Source organism: Pseudomonas sp. SDO524_S393 (assembly GCF_054071875.1).
Genome location: NZ_JBSVVZ010000097.1, coordinates 1 through 17,157, shown reverse-complemented (window position 1 = coordinate 17,157; position 17,157 = coordinate 1). Strand labels below are relative to the sequence as shown.

General features: G+C 66.0%; 4 protein-coding genes. All 4 read left to right on the top strand.

Annotation, left to right across the window (positions count from 1 at the left end; genetic code table 11):
* The first annotated feature begins 208 nt into the window (after positions 1 to 208).
* Positions 209 to 1,627 carry a type II secretion system ATPase GspE gene (gene gspE / locus ACW9IB_RS27465; RefSeq protein ID WP_457369006.1) on the top strand — a complete coding sequence of 473 codons (1,419 nt, stop codon included), beginning with the start codon at positions 209 to 211 and terminating at the stop codon, positions 1,625 to 1,627.
* Positions 1,627 to 2,838, top strand: coding sequence for a type II secretion system inner membrane protein GspF (gene gspF, locus ACW9IB_RS27460; protein ID WP_457369005.1), 1,212 nt, complete (start codon positions 1,627 to 1,629; stop codon positions 2,836 to 2,838). The genes gspE and gspF overlap by 1 nt, the downstream gene beginning before the upstream one ends.
* A gap of 348 nt (positions 2,839 to 3,186) precedes the next feature.
* Positions 3,187 to 4,368 (top strand): substrate-binding domain-containing protein, encoded by a 1,182-nt coding sequence (locus tag ACW9IB_RS27455; protein ID WP_457369004.1) that lies wholly within the window; start codon positions 3,187 to 3,189, stop codon positions 4,366 to 4,368.
* Positions 4,369 to 4,579: 211 nt separating this feature from the next.
* A complete protein-coding gene (locus ACW9IB_RS27450) occupies positions 4,580 to 16,873 on the top strand; it encodes a filamentous haemagglutinin family protein (RefSeq protein WP_457416378.1) in 12,294 nt (4,097 codons plus the stop codon).
* The last annotated feature ends 284 nt before the right edge of the window (positions 16,874 to 17,157 follow it).

Sequence of the window (17,157 nt, the reverse complement as noted above, 5' to 3'; positions counted from 1 at the left end):
CTCTAACTGATCCACCGCTTTCGCGAGCAAGCCCGCTCCCACAATTTAGATCTCCTATAGAGGTGCCGAGTGTTGGGGCAAGAGCCCTTTGGTTACTTTGGGCTGGGCCGGCTTCCGGCTTTTCCAAAGTGACCCGCCGTAAGGGCGGAACCCTAGGTAGCCGTTACCCAAAAAACGGATATGTACTCCAACAATCAGGACCTACAACATGAGCCTGCTGCCCTACGCCTGGGCCAAATCCCAACGCATCCTCCTGCGCCCCAGCGACCAGGGCACGCTGCTGACCATATGCCCTTCGACCCCCGGCTGGTCCATCAGCGAAGTCCACCGCCAGTTCGGCCCATCCCCCATCGAACAGGTACGCGACGACGAACTCGACGGCCTGCTCACCAGCGCCTACGCCGACACCGGCAGCGCCGCCGCCGTGGTGGGCGCCGCCGAAAACGAAGTCGACCTCGACCGCCTCATGCAAGACATGCCCGAAGTCACCGACCTGCTCGACACCCAGGACGGCGCCCCGGTCATCCGCATGATCAACGCCTTGCTCACCCAGGCCGCCCGCGACGAAGCCAGCGACATCCACATCGAACCCTACGAAACCCACTCCGTGGTGCGCTACCGCGTCGACGGCACCCTGCGGGACGTGGTCTCGCCACGCAAAGCCCTGCACGGCGCGCTGGTGTCGCGGATCAAGATCATGGCGCAACTGGACATCGCCGAAAAACGCTTGCCCCAGGATGGTCGTATTGCCCTGCGTGTGGCCGGACGCCCCATCGACATTCGGGTGTCCACGGTACCCACCGGCCATGGCGAGCGCGTCGTCATGCGCCTGCTGGACAAACAGGCCGGGCGCCTGCAACTGGAGACCCTGGGCATGGAGCCGCAACTGCTCGCGCGGCTCGACACCCTGATTCGCCAGCCCCACGGCATCGTGCTGGTGACCGGCCCCACCGGCAGCGGCAAGACCACCAGCCTCTACGCTGCGCTGGCACGGCTGGATGCCAGCACCAGCAACATCCTCACCGTGGAAGACCCGGTGGAATACGACCTGCCGGGCATCAGCCAGATCCAGGTCAACGCCAAGATCGACATGACCTTCGGCCTGGCCTTGCGTGCGATCCTGCGTCAGGACCCGGACATCATCATGATCGGTGAAATCCGTGACCTGGAGACCGCACAAATCGCGGTGCAGGCTTCGCTCACCGGTCACCTGGTACTGGCGACCCTGCACACCAACGACGCGGTGTCGGCGGTCAACCGGCTGATCGACATGGGCGTCGAACCGTTCCTGCTGGCCTCGTCATTGCTCGGCGTATTGGCCCAGCGCCTGGTCCGGCGCCTGTGTCCGCACTGCAAGCAGGAGGACCCGGCCGCGCCCGGCACCTGGCGCCCGGTGGGCTGTGCCCGGTGCAATCAGGTGGGCTACAGCGGGCGTACCGGTATCCATGAACTGTTTTGCGTCGACGATGACGTGCGCAGCCTGATCCATCAGGGCGCCGGCGAGCAGGACCTGCGCCTGGCCGCGCGTCGCGCCGGCATGTTCAGCATGCGCGAGGACGGTGAGCGCTGGGTGCGCAGCGGCGCCACGGCGCCCGAAGAAATCCTGCGTGTGACACGGGACGCCTGATGAATCGCTACCGCTTTGAGGCCGCCGATGCCACCGGCAGGATCGAGACCGGGCACGTCGAAGCCGACAGCCAGAGTGCGGCGTTCGCCAACCTGCGCGGGCGTGGCTTGACCGCCTTGCGCGTGCAGCTCGAAGGCAGTCAGCAGGCCACGACGGGCAGCAGCCTGTTCACCCCCAGGCTGTCGGACAACGACCTGGCCTGGGCCACACGGCAATTGGCAAGCCTGCTGGGCGCCAGCCTGCCTTTGGAAGCGGCACTGAGTGCCACGGTGGAGCAGGCCGAGAAAAAACACATCGCCCAGACCCTGAGCGCAGTACGCACTGATGTGCGGGGGGGCATGCGCCTGGCGGATGCGCTGGCGATGCGCCCGCGGGATTTTCCGTCGATCTACCGCGCCTTGATCGCCGCCGGGGAGGAGTCCGGTGACCTGGCTCAGGTGATGGAGCGTTTGGCCGACTACATCGAGGAGCGCAACAGTCTGCGCGGCAAGATCCTCACGGCGTTCATTTACCCGGGCGTGGTGGGGCTGGTGTCCATCGGCATTGTGATTTTCCTGCTGAGCTATGTGGTGCCCCAGGTGGTCAGCGCGTTTTCCCAGGCGCGCCAGGATTTGCCGGGGCTGACCCTGGCGATGCTCAACGCCAGTGACTTCATCCGCGCCTGGGGCTGGCTGTGTTTTGCCGCTATCGTCGGCAGTTTCTGGGGCTGGCGCCTGTACCTGCGCAATCCCGTGGCGCGCTTGAACTGGCACAGCCGTGTGCTGCGCCTGCCCCTGATCGGGCGCTTTGTGCTGGGGCTGAACACCGCGCGATTCGCCTCGACCCTGGCGATTCTCGGCGGTGCCGGCGTGCCCTTGCTGCGCGCCCTGGAAGCGGCGCGGCAAACCTTGTCCAACGACCGCCTCAGCCAGTGCGTCAACGAGGCCACCGCCAAGGTGCGTGAAGGGGTCAACCTGGCGCCGGCGCTGGCGCTGGAAAAAGTCTTTCCGCCGGTGCTGATCCACCTGATCGCCAGCGGCGAAAAAACCGGTTCGCTGCCGCCGATGCTGGAGCGCGCGGCGCAAACCCTGTCCAAGGACATCGAACGTCGCGCCATGGGCATGACGGCCTTGCTCGAACCCTTGATGATCGTGGTGATGGGCGCCGTGGTGCTGGTGATCGTCATGGCGGTGCTGTTGCCGATTATCGAGATCAACCAGCTCGTCACCTGAATGCACGCTCCCACAGAAGGACGGCGGATTTCAGTATCCCGTCCAACCTCGGGTTCTCCATTCCGTCATATTCAACGGTCGATACGGCCTCCAGCCAGGGTCGCTGAAACCTCGCTGTCACCTGCCTCCAAATCGCTCAAAACGATGACCGAAACACCCGAGAATCTTTTTAAAAATCAAGGCGTTTCTCCCGAGGTTTTTTCCCACAGCTGTCATCGGAAACTGCGAATTTCTCTCCCATGGTTTTCACCCCTGGCCACCCCCGGTAGCCGGCTCGGGACCGAAGCCATGGCGTCATGCAAGAGCCATCCAACCCAAACGTACAAACACGACGAAAGGAGCTTCTTCATGTTTAAGCGCAACGTTCTCGCGGTATCCATGACCCTCGCTGCACTGTGCTCGGCCCAGGCTGCAATGGCTGACATCAACGGCGGCGGCGCCACTCTGCCACAAGCGCTGTACCAGACCTCCGGCGTACTGACCACCGGTTTTGCCCAGTACATCGGCGTGGGCAGCGGCAACGGCAAGGCTGCCTTCCTGAACAACGACTACACCAAGTTCGTGGCCGGCGTGACCAACAAGAATGTGCACTGGGCCGGTAGCGACTCGAAGCTGACCCCCACTGAGTTGTCGACCTACGCCACCGCCAAGCAGCCAACCTTTGGCAAGCTGATCCAGGTGCCGTCGGTGGGTACTGCCGTTGCCATCCCGTTCAACAAGAGCGGCGCTGATGCCGTCGACCTGAGCGTCAACGAGCTGTGCGGTGTGTTCTCGGGCCGTATCGTTGACTGGAGCGGTATCTCCGGTTCTGGCCGTACCGGCGCGATCAAAGTGGTTTACCGCAGCGAAAGCAGCGGCACCACCGAGCTGTTCACCCGTTTCCTCAACGCCAAGTGCGCTGAAACCGGTACCTTCAACGTCACCACTACCTTCGGCTCCAGCTACACCGGTGGCCTGCCTGCCGGCGCCGTATCTGCCACTGGCAGCCAAGGCGTGATGACTGCCCTGGCCGGTGCCGACGGCGGTATCACTTACATGAGCCCGGACTTCGCCGCGCCAACCCTGGCCGGCCTGGACGACGCTACCAAGGTCGCTCGCGTAGGCAAGGATGTCGCCGCCAACGTCCAGGGCGTGTCGCCTGCCGCTGCCAACGTATCGGCTGCGATCAACGCCGTTCCGCTGCCTGCCGCTGCCGACCGTGGCAACCCGGACGCCTGGGTACCGGTATTCGGTAAACCCAACACTGCCGGCGTCGTGCCTTACCCAACGTCGGGCTACCCGATCCTGGGCTTCACCAACCTGATCTTCAGCCAGTGCTACGCCGACGCTACCCAGACCACCCAGGTGCGTGACTTCTTCGCCAAGCACTACGGTGCCACCGCCAACAACGACGCCGCTATCGAAGCCAACGCGTTCGTACCGCTGCCAGCCAACTGGAAAGCCGCCGTACGCGCCAGCTTCGTGACCGCCAGCAACGCCCTGAGCATCGGTAACACCAACGTCTGCAACGGTATCGGTCGTCCGCTGTAACCCTCGCTTCAACGACCTGCAACACCGGATCAGCAACGGCCTGCGCCGTTGCTGATTTTTTGCGTTGGCCCGGTTTTCAACCCCGTTATCAGGGCTTTATGAACTTTGCATGACAGAAGTTCAGTCGCGCCCCTCGCCAACCGCCTAACCCTCAGACGTGAGCCGGTCGTGCCTGAGGCACCCGCACGAAAACAACGAAGGAAGATGCCCGATGGTCCGCTTCAAACCCACGGTTCACCGCAACGCCCACTCCGTGTTGCGCCTCAAGCCCCTGGCCCATGCCATTGCCTTGTTGATGGTGGCGGGCAACGCCCATGCGGCTTCCGCGTTCAGTTCCGGCTGGTTCGCGTCCAAGGGCGCCTCCCAGGCGGCGACGGCGGCACGTACCGGTGCGGGGCAGGTGCCGGGGATTCCGTCGTTGAACCAGCAGGCGCGGGTCAACCAGCAGTTGTCGCGGTCCATCAGCACGCTGAACGCCAGTGTCGCGGCGATTGCCGCCCAGCAGGCGGCGCAGGCGGCAGGGCGTCAGGCGGCGTTCGGCCAGTTCTCGAACATTCCCGACGGCCTGGGCAAGGGCGGCCTGCAGGTCGACAACAGCCTGACCCAGGGCTGGACCAACGCCAAGGGCCCGGTCCAGACCCAGTCCGGCGGCAAGACCACCGTGACCATCGAGCAGACCGCCGACAAGGCGATCCTCAATTGGGAGACCTTCAACGTCGGGCGCAACACCACCGTCGATTTCCAGCAGCAGTCCAACTGGGCGCTGCTCAACCGCGTCAACGACCCCGATGCACGGCCCAGCGAGATCCAGGGCCAGATCAAGGGCGCGGGCACGGTGATGATCATGAACCGCAACGGTGTGATCTTCAGCGGCACCAGCCAGGTCAACGTGCGTAACCTGGTGGCCGCCGCCGCGACCATCACCGATGACCAGTTCACCCAGCGCGGTTTGTACGTGGATGCCACCGGCAGCCAGCCGACCTTCACCGATGCGGTGGGCAAGGTCGAGGTGCAGCGGGGCGCGCTGATCCAGACCCACAACCCCGCCACTTCCACCGATGCCGGCGGTTATGCCTTGCTGCTGGGCGCGGAAGTGGAAAACGCCGGCACCATCATTACCGCCAAGGGCCAGACCACCCTGGCCGCCGGCGACAGTTTCTATATTCGCAAAGGCGTCAGCACCACCGGCAACGACCGCTCCACCACCCGGGGCAACGAGGTCGCCACCAGCCTCAAGGCCGGCAGCACTGCCGGCAAGGTCACCAACAGCGGGCTGATCATGGCCTCTACCGGCGACATCACCCTGACCGGGCATCAGGTGCAACAGAACGGCGTAGCCCTGGCCAGCACCTCGGTGGATACACGCGGCACGATCCACCTGCTCAATTCCGCCACCGACACCACCGGCAGCGTGACGCTGGGCGAGGGCAGCACCACCGCGATCCTGCTGGACAGCAGCGGCAGCACCGCCCTCAACAGCCAGAAAGACAATGGCCTGATCAAGCTCGACGGCACGCCCGCCAACCAGATCACCGGCCAGTTCAACAACCTCAGTGCGGTGGTCGACCGTACTGATCAATCGCGCATCGAAATCGTCAGCGGCGGCACCGTGGATTTCCAGAAGGGCTCGATCACCCTGGCCACCGGTGGCCAGGTCGCGGTCAGTGCCGGGCAACGCAGCCTGGTGCGCGATGGGGCGAAGATCGATGTGTCGGGTGCGGTCGGCGTCAAGGTGTCGATGGAATCCAACAACATCAAGATCAACGTCCAGGGCAACGAACAGCGCGATGCGCCGGTCAACCGTGACGGCGGGCAACTGATCAACAACGATGTGTGGGTCGACCTGCGCGAGCTGGTGTTCGTGCCGGCCGGTACCAATGGCTATGCCACCGACCGCTGGTACACCGCCGGCGGTTTGCTGGAGGTGGGCGGCTACCTCGGCACCCAGGGCCATTCGGTGGGCGAGTGGATGGCCCAGGGCGGCACCGTGACCTTTACCGGCAAAGAGGTGGTGACCCAACAGGGCGCGCAGATCAACCTGTCGGGCGGTACCGTGGACGTGCAGGCCGGGTATATCCAGCAAACCTGGCTCAAGGGGCCCGACGGTCGCCTGTACGAGTTGTCCAAGGCACCCGGCGACATTCTGTATTCCGGTTTCTACAAGGGCTTTGAAGACACCAGCGCGCGCTGGGGCCAGACCGCGTATTACTACAACCCGTTGATCGCCCCGCAGCGCCGCTACGAGGCCGGTTATACCGTGGGCCGCGATGCCGGCAAGCTGGTGATCGGCACCACCAGCGCCGTGCTCGAAGGCCAGGTGATCAGCGATGTGTTCCAGGGCGAGCGCCAGACCCAGGCACCGAACATCAACCTCGACGGCTACCAGCAATCCCAGAAGGCCAGGGCCCAGCGCGCGCAATTGATCATTGGCCAATACATTCCGATCTACAACAAGACCACCGGCACGCTGCGTTACGCCCTGGGCGCCAGCACCGATGAGGTGCTGATCGACAGCAATACCCAGAAAATCGCCGACGGCCTCGACTTGACCACGGCATTGCCGGCTGATCGCCAGGGCAAGATGGTGCTCGACAGCGGTTCGCTCAATGACCTGGAACTGGGTGCGATCAAGGTCGGCGCCAAGCAGCAGATCACCGTCAACGGCGCGCTCAAGGTGGCCGATGGCGGCGACATCACGCTGTTCGGTCCTGGTGTCGCGATCAATGCCAACCTGACGGCCCATGGCGGCAGCATCAACGCGGGCAACATCCTCAACCAGGTCAACCTCAATTCGGGCAACACCGTCGGCGATGTGATCCTGCCGGGCAGCGGGCGGGTCGATGTGGCTGCAGGGGTCAAGCTCGATACCACCGGGCGCTGGACCAACCTGTTGCTGGATCCGAACAACCGCGACGGTGTGGCGTATGTGAACGGCGGCAAGGTTTCGCTGCGCAGCACCGGCAACGTGAACCTCGCCGCCGGCAGCGTGGTGGATGCGTCTTCCGGCGCCACCCTCGGCCTGGATGGCAAACTCAGCGGCGGCAAGGGCGGCGACGTGACCCTGGGCGCACTCGGTGCCCTGGGGCTCAACGGCGAGGTGCGTGGCTATGGCGTCAACGGTGGCGGCACCCTGGCGTTGCAGGCGCGCAAGGTGCAGATCGGCGACAGCGCCACGGCGCCCGCTGCCGACACCTTGCAGTTGGCCGGTGACTTCTTCGACAAGGGCTTCTCGGCCTATGACATCACCGGCAACGAAGGACTGCTGGTCACCGACGGCACGCGGGTCGACGTCACCACGCCGGTCCTGCGCGGGGGCGACCAGACCTCGGCCACCCCCAGCGGCAGCGACCCGGCCATGGCCCTGGAGCGCTGGACACCGGCGCTGTACCAGGAGGATGCGACCAAGGGTGTGCTGACCCAGCGTCGTGGCGCCAGCCTGACTCTGACGGCCGGGCGACCAGAGTCCACCGCAGCCGAATTGGCGACCACGGCCCTGACAGTGGGCCAGGGCGCGGTGATCAATGTCGACCCGGGCCAGGGCATCAACCTGCGTAGCGTTGGCCAGTTGACCCTGAATGGCACCCTCAACGCCTGGGGGGGCAACGTGAGCCTGAGCGGTCTGACGGCGATCGGCTCCGAGGCGGCCAACGCCGCCGGCCATGGCCGTTCGATCTGGATCGGCGAGCAGGCGTTGATCGACGTGGCGGCCCGCGCCGTCAGCGCCGTGGACAACCGTGGACGTCTTTACGGCCAGGTGCGCAATGGCGGCAAGATCAGCATCGGCGGCGACATCGACCTGGCCACCGGCATTGCCAAGGCCGGCGACCTGTTCGTGGTGGTGCGCGAAGGCGCGCGCCTGGACGCTTCCGGCACCCAGACCAGCCTGGATGTGCCGGGCCAGGGCCGCGTGCAGGTGGCCAGCAATGGCGGCAGCATCAGCTTGGCGTCCAACAACGGCCTGTACCTGGATGGCAGCGTTGTCGCCCGGGCCGGTGGGGCCGGTGCCGCCGGCGGCAGCCTGTCGCTGGCGCTGGAGACCCCTTACTACCTGAAGTCCGCCGTCACCGACCGCGTGCTCAACGTGCGCGAGCTGGTGGTCAGCCAGACCCATCAAGGCAGCGCCTTGCCGGGTACGCCCGATGCGGCCGCCGCGAGCCTGGAATACGGCCATGGCCGCCTTGGCGTGGACCAGGTGCGTGCCGGCGGTTTCGACAACCTGGCCTTGCTCAGCAATGGCTTGTTGAGTTTCGACGGCGACGTGTCGCTGAACATGGGCCAGAGCCTGCGCCTGTACAGCGGCGCCCTGGGCCTGAGCGAAAACGCCCCGGCCCGGTCGCGCATCAACCTGTCGGCGCCTTACCTGCTGCTGGCGGGCATCCTCGCGCCGCTGGACCCGAGCAAAGACCAATACCTGCACCCGGTGCTGGCCTCCAACCTGTCGCAACGGGCCAGCCAGGCGGTATTCAATGCCAGCGGTAACCTGATCGACGTGCGCGGCAACGTGTTGTTCGGCAACCAGAGCGACCTGACGCGCAGTGATGCGAGCAAGGTGAGCGTCGACCGTCGTGGTTTCGATGACGTGCAACTGAACAGCCAGGGCGATCTGCGCTTCCTGGCCGGGGCCGGTGCGGATGTGATCGCGCAGGGCATCAGCACGCAATTGTTGACCCGGGGCGACCTGACCCTGCGCGCAGCGCAGCTGTACCCGACTACCGAAGTCGGTGCCCGGGTGCTGGCCGGTTACCTGAACAATGCAGCGGCTGACGGTTCGGGTTTCAACTTCGACCCGACCCGCACCCTGACCATCGCCCGCACCGGCAACAGCAACGCGGCGGTCCCCTATTCGGCGTTTGGCCGCCTGCAACTGGGTGGCCCGACCATCAAGCAGGGCGGGGTGGTGCGGGCGCCGCTGGGGCTGATCGAAATCGGTAACCTGGGTACCAGTCACGTCGAACTGTTGCCTGGCAGCCTGACGTCGGTCAGCGGCAAAGGCCTGGTGCTGCCCTATGGCGGCACGGTGGATGGCCAGGTCTACAAGTACAACGGCAAGACGGTGACGTTCCTGGGGCAAGGCGCGATACCCAATGAGAACGGCAGCCTGAATGTCGGGATCGTGCTGGGTGGCAAGACCCTGAAGGTCATGCCCGATGCGACCGTGGACCTGTCCGGTGGCGGTGATCTGCTCGGGGCCGGGTTCATTTCCGGACGCGGCGGCTCCACGGATGCGCGTTACAACCCCTTGGTGCAATTCGGTGCCACTGGCGGCTTTGTGCTGCCGGGGCTGGGCACCAACCCGATCTACGCGATTGTGCCGGGTGCGCAACCTGGCTACGCACCGGTGGCGCCGGAAGGCGGCGCGGTCGATCCGCTGATTGGCCAGCAGATCACTATCGGTGCCGGCGTACCGGGCCTGGCGGCGGGGACCTACACCCTGATGCCGTCCACCTATGCCTTGATGCCGGGCGCCTTCCGTGTGGAAATCAACGGGCTGGCGGGTCTGGGCAGCGACGGTGTAACCCAGGCCCTGCGCAATGGCTCCTGGTCCACCGCCGGGCGCCTGTCCATCGCCAATACCGGCATCAGCAACAGCACGCTCAGCCAGGTGATCATCACCTCGGCCGATACCCTGCGCCGCTATTCCCAGTACAACGAAACCAGTTACGCCCAATTCGCCGTGGCCGATGCCGCACGGCTGGGCGTACCCCGTGCGCTGCTGCCGGTGGACGCCAAGACCCTGCAACTGAACCTGCGCTCGGGGGCTGGCACGGATGCGTTTTCGTTCCAGGGCATCGGTCGCTTCGACGCCGCTGAAGGTGGCTACGGCGGCACCGTGGCCTTGACCAACGCGAGCCGTGGTGTCGACAAAGACATCGAAATTGTCGCGGCAGGCAAGGGCGCCACCGCCGGTTTCAGCGGCATCAGCGTGGAGGCCGACAGCCTCAATGCCCTGGGCGCCGCTCGCCTGTTGATCGGTGGCATGACCGTGGTGACCTATGGCCAGGGCGGCAACTACATCAACCTGACCAACGCGGCCTCAAGCTCCATCGTGCTGCGCAATGGCGCGACCCTGGCCGCGCCGGAAGTAATGCTGGCCACCACGTCCGGCAAAATTACCGTGGAACAAGGCGCATCGATCAACACCATTGGCCGTGGCAAGGCCGTTTATGACGCCCGCGACGGGTTTGTCTACAAACTGGCGAATGTGCTGGCAGTGTCCAACGGTTTGCTCAACATCGTCGCCTCGCCGTCGTCCACGGGCACCAGTGGCGGCATCGACCTGGGTGGCTGCGGCGCTGCGCCGTGCAGTGGGCAGACCGCGTTGTATTCCGAAGGCAGCATCGTCGCGTTGACCGACAGTACCTTGCAGATGGGCGATGCGGTGCGCTACGGCACCCGCCACCTGAACCTCGGGGTATCGAGCATCAACGTCGGCAGCCCCGAAGCGCTGGCCGCCGCTGCCGCCGGCAATCGCCTGCCGGCGGGCCTGACCCTCAGCCAGCAGGTGTTGGAGCGCCTGCTGCGCGGCGACACCCAGTTCGGGGCGCCGGCGCTGGAAACCCTGCAACTCTCGGCACGGGACAGCTTCAACTTCTACGGCACCACCACCCTGGACACCTACGATGCCGTGACGGGCAAGTCGCTGCTGAGCAACCTGATGCTCTCCACCCCGGCGATCTACGGCGCCGGCGGGACCGGTGACGTGGCGACCATCCACACCGCCAACCTGATCTGGCAGGGCGCCGTGGGCGCGCCGGGCGCCGTGGTGGGCGGCGGGGCCGGCACCGGCAGCGGGCGCCTGGACATCAACGCCGAGCGCATCGAGTTCGGCTATGGGGCGTTCGCCCAACCCAGCACCACCCAGTCCTTCGACCGCCTGGCGCTGGGCTTTGCCAACGTCAACCTCAACGCCAGCGAGCGCATCACCGCCAACCACAAGGGCAGCCTGTCGGTGTACCAGAGCCAGGGCGCCTACGATGCCGTCAAGGGTTTCGCCTACAGCGGCGGCAACCTGAATATCCTCACACCGTTGATGACCGGCGCAGCCGGCTCGGTCAACCGCATCACCGCCGGCGGCGCCATCGACGTGAGTGCGTCGGCGGGCCCGGTGGGCAAGGTCGATGGCATCGGCGCCGAGTTGTCCTTGCAGGGCGACAGTATTCGCCTGGCCAGTTCCGTGGTGTTGCCGAGCGGCAAGGTCACCCTGGGCGCCCGCGGTGACGTGGTGTTGACCGACGCGGCGTTGATCGATGTGGCCGGTCGCGCCGTGCCCTTCAACGACCTGACCAAATACAGCGCGGGCGGCGAAGTGCTGCTGGAAAGTCGCGCAGGCAACGTGCTGCAAGCCGCCGGCTCGACCATCGACCTGTCGGCCCGCTACAACCAGGCGGGCCGCTTGCGCGCGGTGGCCGTGGACGGCGCGGCGGGGCTGGTCGACCTGGCGGGCAAGATCGTCGCCGGCACCAACGGTTATTACGATGCCGGCGGCACCCTGGTGCCGTACCTGGCCGGCGCGGTGGAAATCCAGGCCCAGCGCCTGGGCACCAGCGGCACCCTGACCGAACAGTTCGCCGCCCTCAACCAGCGCCTCAATCAGGGCCAGGTGTTTGGCGCGCGCAGCTTCCAGCTCAAGCAGGGCGACTTGACCATCGGCAATGACGTCAAGGCCAATACCGTCAACGTCTCGGTAGACAACGGCAGCCTGCGCGTCACCGGCCGGGTGGACGCCAGCGGCGAGCGCGTGGGCGCGATCAACCTTGCCGCCAGGCAGGGCCTGACCCTGGACGGCAGCGCGGTACTCGACGCCCACGGCACGCAACTGCGGGTGGACAGCTACGGCAAGATCATCGACGCGCCCAACCGCGCCACGGTCGTGCTGAGTTCCGGCACCGGCCAACTGACCCTGGCCGATGGCGCGCACATCGACCTGCGCCACGGCACCGACGCCACCGGCAATGACGGGCGCAGCCGGGGCACCCTGGAATTGAACGCGCCGCGCATCGTCAACCCTGACGGCACCAGCAATGACATCGCCATCGATGCCAGTGGCCGCCTGACCATCGACGGTGCGCGCTCCATCGCCCTCAACGGGATGATCACCTACGACGACGCCCCCACCCGAACCGATGCCACGCCCAACGGGCAGTCGTATCAGGCCATCGATCAGGCGTACCTGGATGCCAAGCATGCATTGAGTACCGCGTTCATCAACGCGGCCCTGAACAACAGCAACCTGCTGCAAAACAAACTCGCCGGTCTGAACAACGCCACCTACGGCGACACCTTCCACCTGCGCCCAGGTGTGGAGATCATCAGCAAGACCCCGGACGGTGACCTGGTGGTGCAAGGCGACCTGGATTTATCGGGTTATCGCTACGCCAGCCTCAAGTCGACCCAAGCGCCCGAAGCCGGCAGCCTGACCCTGCGCGCCGGCGGCGACCTGAACATCTACGGCAGCATCAACGACGGCTTCGCGGCGCCACCGGAGACGGACGACGACAATGGCTGGGTACTGCGCGCCGGCATCGACTACACCGGCGGCACGGTGGTGGTGCCGGGCAGTGGCGTGACCCTGGCCGATGGCACGCTGTTTCCCAAGGGGACGACGCTTAATTTCGATGTGCAGACCAAGCCCCTGTCCCTGCCGGCGGGCACCCGCCTGCCGGTTGCGGCGACCCTCAGCCAGCCGCTGGTGCTGCCTGCGGGCACCGTGTTGGCGGCGGCGGTTCGGGATGCTTCGGGTAACGTGTTGTTCGCCGCCGGGACATTGTTGGCCGAGAGCCAGACGCTCGCCGCCGGCAGCATCCTGGATGCCGGCAGCCTGCTGAGCGGCAGAGCCAGCGTCAACGGCCTGACCTGGCCGAAGGGCGTGCCCCTGGTCAGTGACGTGACCCTGGCCGGCAGCAAAGTGCTGCCCCGTGGGGCGTTGTTGCCGGCGGGCACCGACGTGAAGTTGCCGGGTGGCGTGGAGTCGGTGCAACTGCGCGTCGCTGACGCTGGGCGCCAGGGCAAGAACTGGGCGATTGCGCCGATGCTGGAGGAGGGTTCGCAGTCGTGGTCGATTCGCCTGGTGGCGGGTGCCGACACCGATGCGGCGGACAGTCGCCTGCTGCAACCGCATCCGGTGAGTGGCAACCTGCGCTTGGCCGACAGCCACTACGGCATGTACGGGCAAGCCGCCGTGGTCTGGACGGAACAAGGCTCGATCGACTGGTTCGGCGATGACAGCATGGCGGGCCAGCCGATCAACTTCGACGAGATCGGCTATCCCGAGTTGTGCAGCGATTTGCCTGACTACTGCTCCTCGGACGGTGATGCCTATTCCCTGGTGGCGGGCGGCAGCACCCGCTTCAGCGTGATTCGCACCGGCGCTGCCGACCTGGACCTGCTGGCCGCCGGCAACCTGAGCATGGAGTCGCTGTTCGGCGTGTACACCGCCGGCAACTCGTCCACCGGCACCTCGGCCAACGACCCGTACAACCTGCGACGTGCCATCGGCAGCAACGGCAAGGTACTGGGCAACAAGGGCGGCAATGAAAAACTGGTGGATGGCGGCGCCGGGAGTCTTTATCGCGCCTGGTACCCGGAGGCGGGCGGCAACCTGCTGGTGAAGGCCGGCGGCAACCTGACCGGGAATATCACGGCCGAGGCGAGCAGTCGCACAGGGCGCCCGGTACCCAACGACCAGGGGCAGGACTCGGCCAATGTCGGCAACTGGTTGTGGCGGCAGGGCAATGGCTTGAGCGGGGCTCAGGCACAAGCCACTGCGTGGTGGATCAACTTTGGCACCTATGTGCCTGGCATGACCCATGCCGGTGGCGCTGACCAGATGGTCGGCTTCACCGGCTTCGGCACCCTGGGCGGCGGCAATCTCAACGTGGACGTTGGCGGGGATGCGGGCATTCTCGACCCGGTCCCTACGGTGGCGCTGAACGTCGGCCGGCGCAGCCAGGGCCTGGTCCTGGCCGTGGGTGGAACGGGGCGGGTCGCCGCCGATGGCAGCGTGCAACTCACCGGCGGTGGCGACCTGAACCTGCGGGTTGGTGGCGCGCTGAACGCGGCCAGCCAGGTCGCCGTCGATCACCTCAACGGTGCCTTGGTGAACCTGCGCGGGCATGTGCAGATGACCGGTGGCGCGCTGGGCAGCCTGACCCTGCGTTATGGCAACCAGCTCAAGGACCAGAGCCCCAGCGAAGTGCGCGCGTACGATCCACTGCGTTCCACTTCCGCCTTGGCGGCGGGAGGCATGAGCCTGTTGCCGGGTGATGCGACCTTCAGCCTGGCTACCCGGGGCGACCTGGTGTTGCAGGATGTCGCCGACCCGGGCCGTGCGCCGCAGATGAACGCCCTGGCCTATGTCAATGGCGGCGTCAACGGCATTGGCCAGAGCTGGTTCAGCCTATGGACCGACCACACGGCGGTGGACCTGTTCTCCGCCGGGGGCAACCTCACGCCGCTGACCCAGACCCTGGAAACCGATATGGCGGCGGTCTATCCCGCCACCTTGCGCGCCGTGGCCGCGAGCGGCAGCCTCTACTATGGGCGTGCATCCACGAGCAACCCCGAACGCCCGCAGCCACTCACCGCCCTGGTGCTCGCACCTTCGGCCAAGGGGCAACTGGAACTGCTCGCCGGCGATTCGATCTACGGCGGCGACCTGACCATCAGCCGCTCCAGCGCAACTCCGCAGAGCCTGGCGACGATCCTGCATCCGGCATTCCTGGGCTTTCGCAGCGACTTCACTACCGTTAATGGCAGCGGCAACCTGTCCAGCGACGCCAGCATCGCGCGCTTCGGCTTGTCGCCGCTGTTCGCTTTTGGCCCCAACACGGCCAGCCTGGCCTGGGCCGAGGCCATGGAACCGGCGCGTTTCTATGCGCTCAGCGGCGACCTGCTGGGGGTCAACAGCGGACGGGCGATCAGCATCTATTCGCCGAACGACCCCCGGTTCGGGCAAACCTTCTACGAGGGCGGCGGCCCGGTATGGATGCAGGCCGGGCGCGATATCGTCAGCAGCGGCACGCGCTTGAGCGGCGCCACCGGCGGCGATGCGACCACCGGCGAATACACCTTCAGCGGCAACCTGTTCGTGCACACCACGCCGACTGATGTTTCGGTGGTCAGCGCGGGCCGCGACATCCTCTACAGCAGCTTCAACGTGGCCGGCCCCGGCACCCTGGAACTGACGGCGGGGCGCAATATCCAGATGGAAGACAAGGTCGGCATCACCAGCCTGGGCGCCGTGGCCGCGGGCGATATCCGCCCGGGGGCGAGCATCGTGCTGCAGGCAGGCGTGGGCCCTGACGGGCCGGATTACCGCCGTTTCGTCGAGGCGTACCTGAACCCTGCCAACCTGGCGCAACCGGGTGAGTCGATCCAGGGCAGCAAGGTCGCCAAGACCTATGAAAACGAATTGGTCGGCTGGCTCGCCGGGCGTTTCGGTTTTGTCGGCGACAGCGAACAGGCACGTGCTTACTACGCGGCGCTGCCCGCCGAACAGCAGCGGGTGTTCGCCCGCGAGGTGTACTTCGCCGAACTCAAGGCCGCGGGCCGCGAGTACACCCAGGAAGGCGGTGTGCGCCAGGGCAGTTACCTGCGTGGCCGGGCGGCCATTGCGGCGCTGTTCCCGAGCCACGACGTGGCCGGCAACCCGATCACCTACAAGGGCGATATCACGATGTTCGGCGGTGCCGGCGTGCACACCAACTTCGGCGGTTCGATCCAGATGCTCACACCGGGCGGCAGCCAGACCTTCGGCATCGAAGGCGCGGCGCCTCCGGCCACAGCCGGGGTGATCACCCAGGGCGCGGGGGATATCCAGTTGTATTCCCTGGGCAGCATCCTGCTGGGCCAGAGCCGCATCATGACCACCTTCGGCGGCTCGATCCTGGGTTGGACCAGCGAGGGCGATATCAACGCCGGGCGCGGGTCCAAGACTACCGTGGTGTATACGCCGCCCAGGCGTGTCTATGACAACTGGGGCAACGTGGGCCTGTCGCCGGCGGTGCCAAGCACCGGTGCGGGGATCGCCACGCTCAACCCGATCCCGGAAGTGCCGGCGGGGGACATCGACCTGATCGCGCCGCTGGGCACCATCGACGCGGGCGAGGCGGGGATCCGGGTGTCCGGCAACGTCAACATCGCCGCCTTGCGGGTGGTGAACGCGGCGAACATCCAGACCCAGGGCAAGTCGTCCGGGGTGCCCGTCACGGCGGCGGTCAATACCGGCGCCATGAGCTCGGCCAGCGCGGCGGGGGCGGCGGCGTCCCAGGCGGCCGAGGATGCGGCGCGCAGTCAGCAGGCGGCGGCCAGGCAAGGACGGCCGTCGATCATGACCGTGGAGGTGTTGAGCCTGGGCACTGAGCCGTTGCCGCAGGAACCCGGGGTGCAGCGGAAAACATCCGCGTACAACCCGGACAGCCCGGTGCAGGTGCTGGGGGCGGGGCCCCTGAATGAACAGGCGCGGGCGCGGTTGACGGACGAGGAGCGCAAGCAGATTAGTTTGTAGGGGTTTTGAAGGTCCTCTCGCTGCAGGTTTGGGGTGATCGGTGATTGCCCCGTTTTTTTTGCTGTGGTTGATGGGGGACATATCCGTTATTTGGGTGATGGCTAACCCGGCGTCTTGCCGGGTCGCCCACGGATTCAAGCCTGCGTTCGGCCAGCGTGTTTGACGGGGCGCTCAAGATCCAAAGCAAAAGCGCGACGGCCTGGTAGCCGACCGGTTTCTGGAAGCCAGCCTCGGTTTCAAATGTGGGAGCGGGCTTGCTCGCGAAGGCGGCGTGTCAGCGATCA

Bases quoted from the DNA above. Each gene is read 5' to 3' on its own strand.
- gspE (WP_457369006.1), top strand. From the start codon at position 209: ATGAGCCTGCTGCCCTACGCCTGGGCCAAATCCCAACGCATCCTCCTG.
- gspF (WP_457369005.1), top strand. From the start codon at position 1,627: ATGAATCGCTACCGCTTTGAGGCCGCCGATGCCACCGGCAGGATCGAG.
- ACW9IB_RS27455 (WP_457369004.1), top strand. From the start codon at position 3,187: ATGTTTAAGCGCAACGTTCTCGCGGTATCCATGACCCTCGCTGCACTG.
- ACW9IB_RS27450 (WP_457416378.1), top strand. From the start codon at position 4,580: ATGGTCCGCTTCAAACCCACGGTTCACCGCAACGCCCACTCCGTGTTG.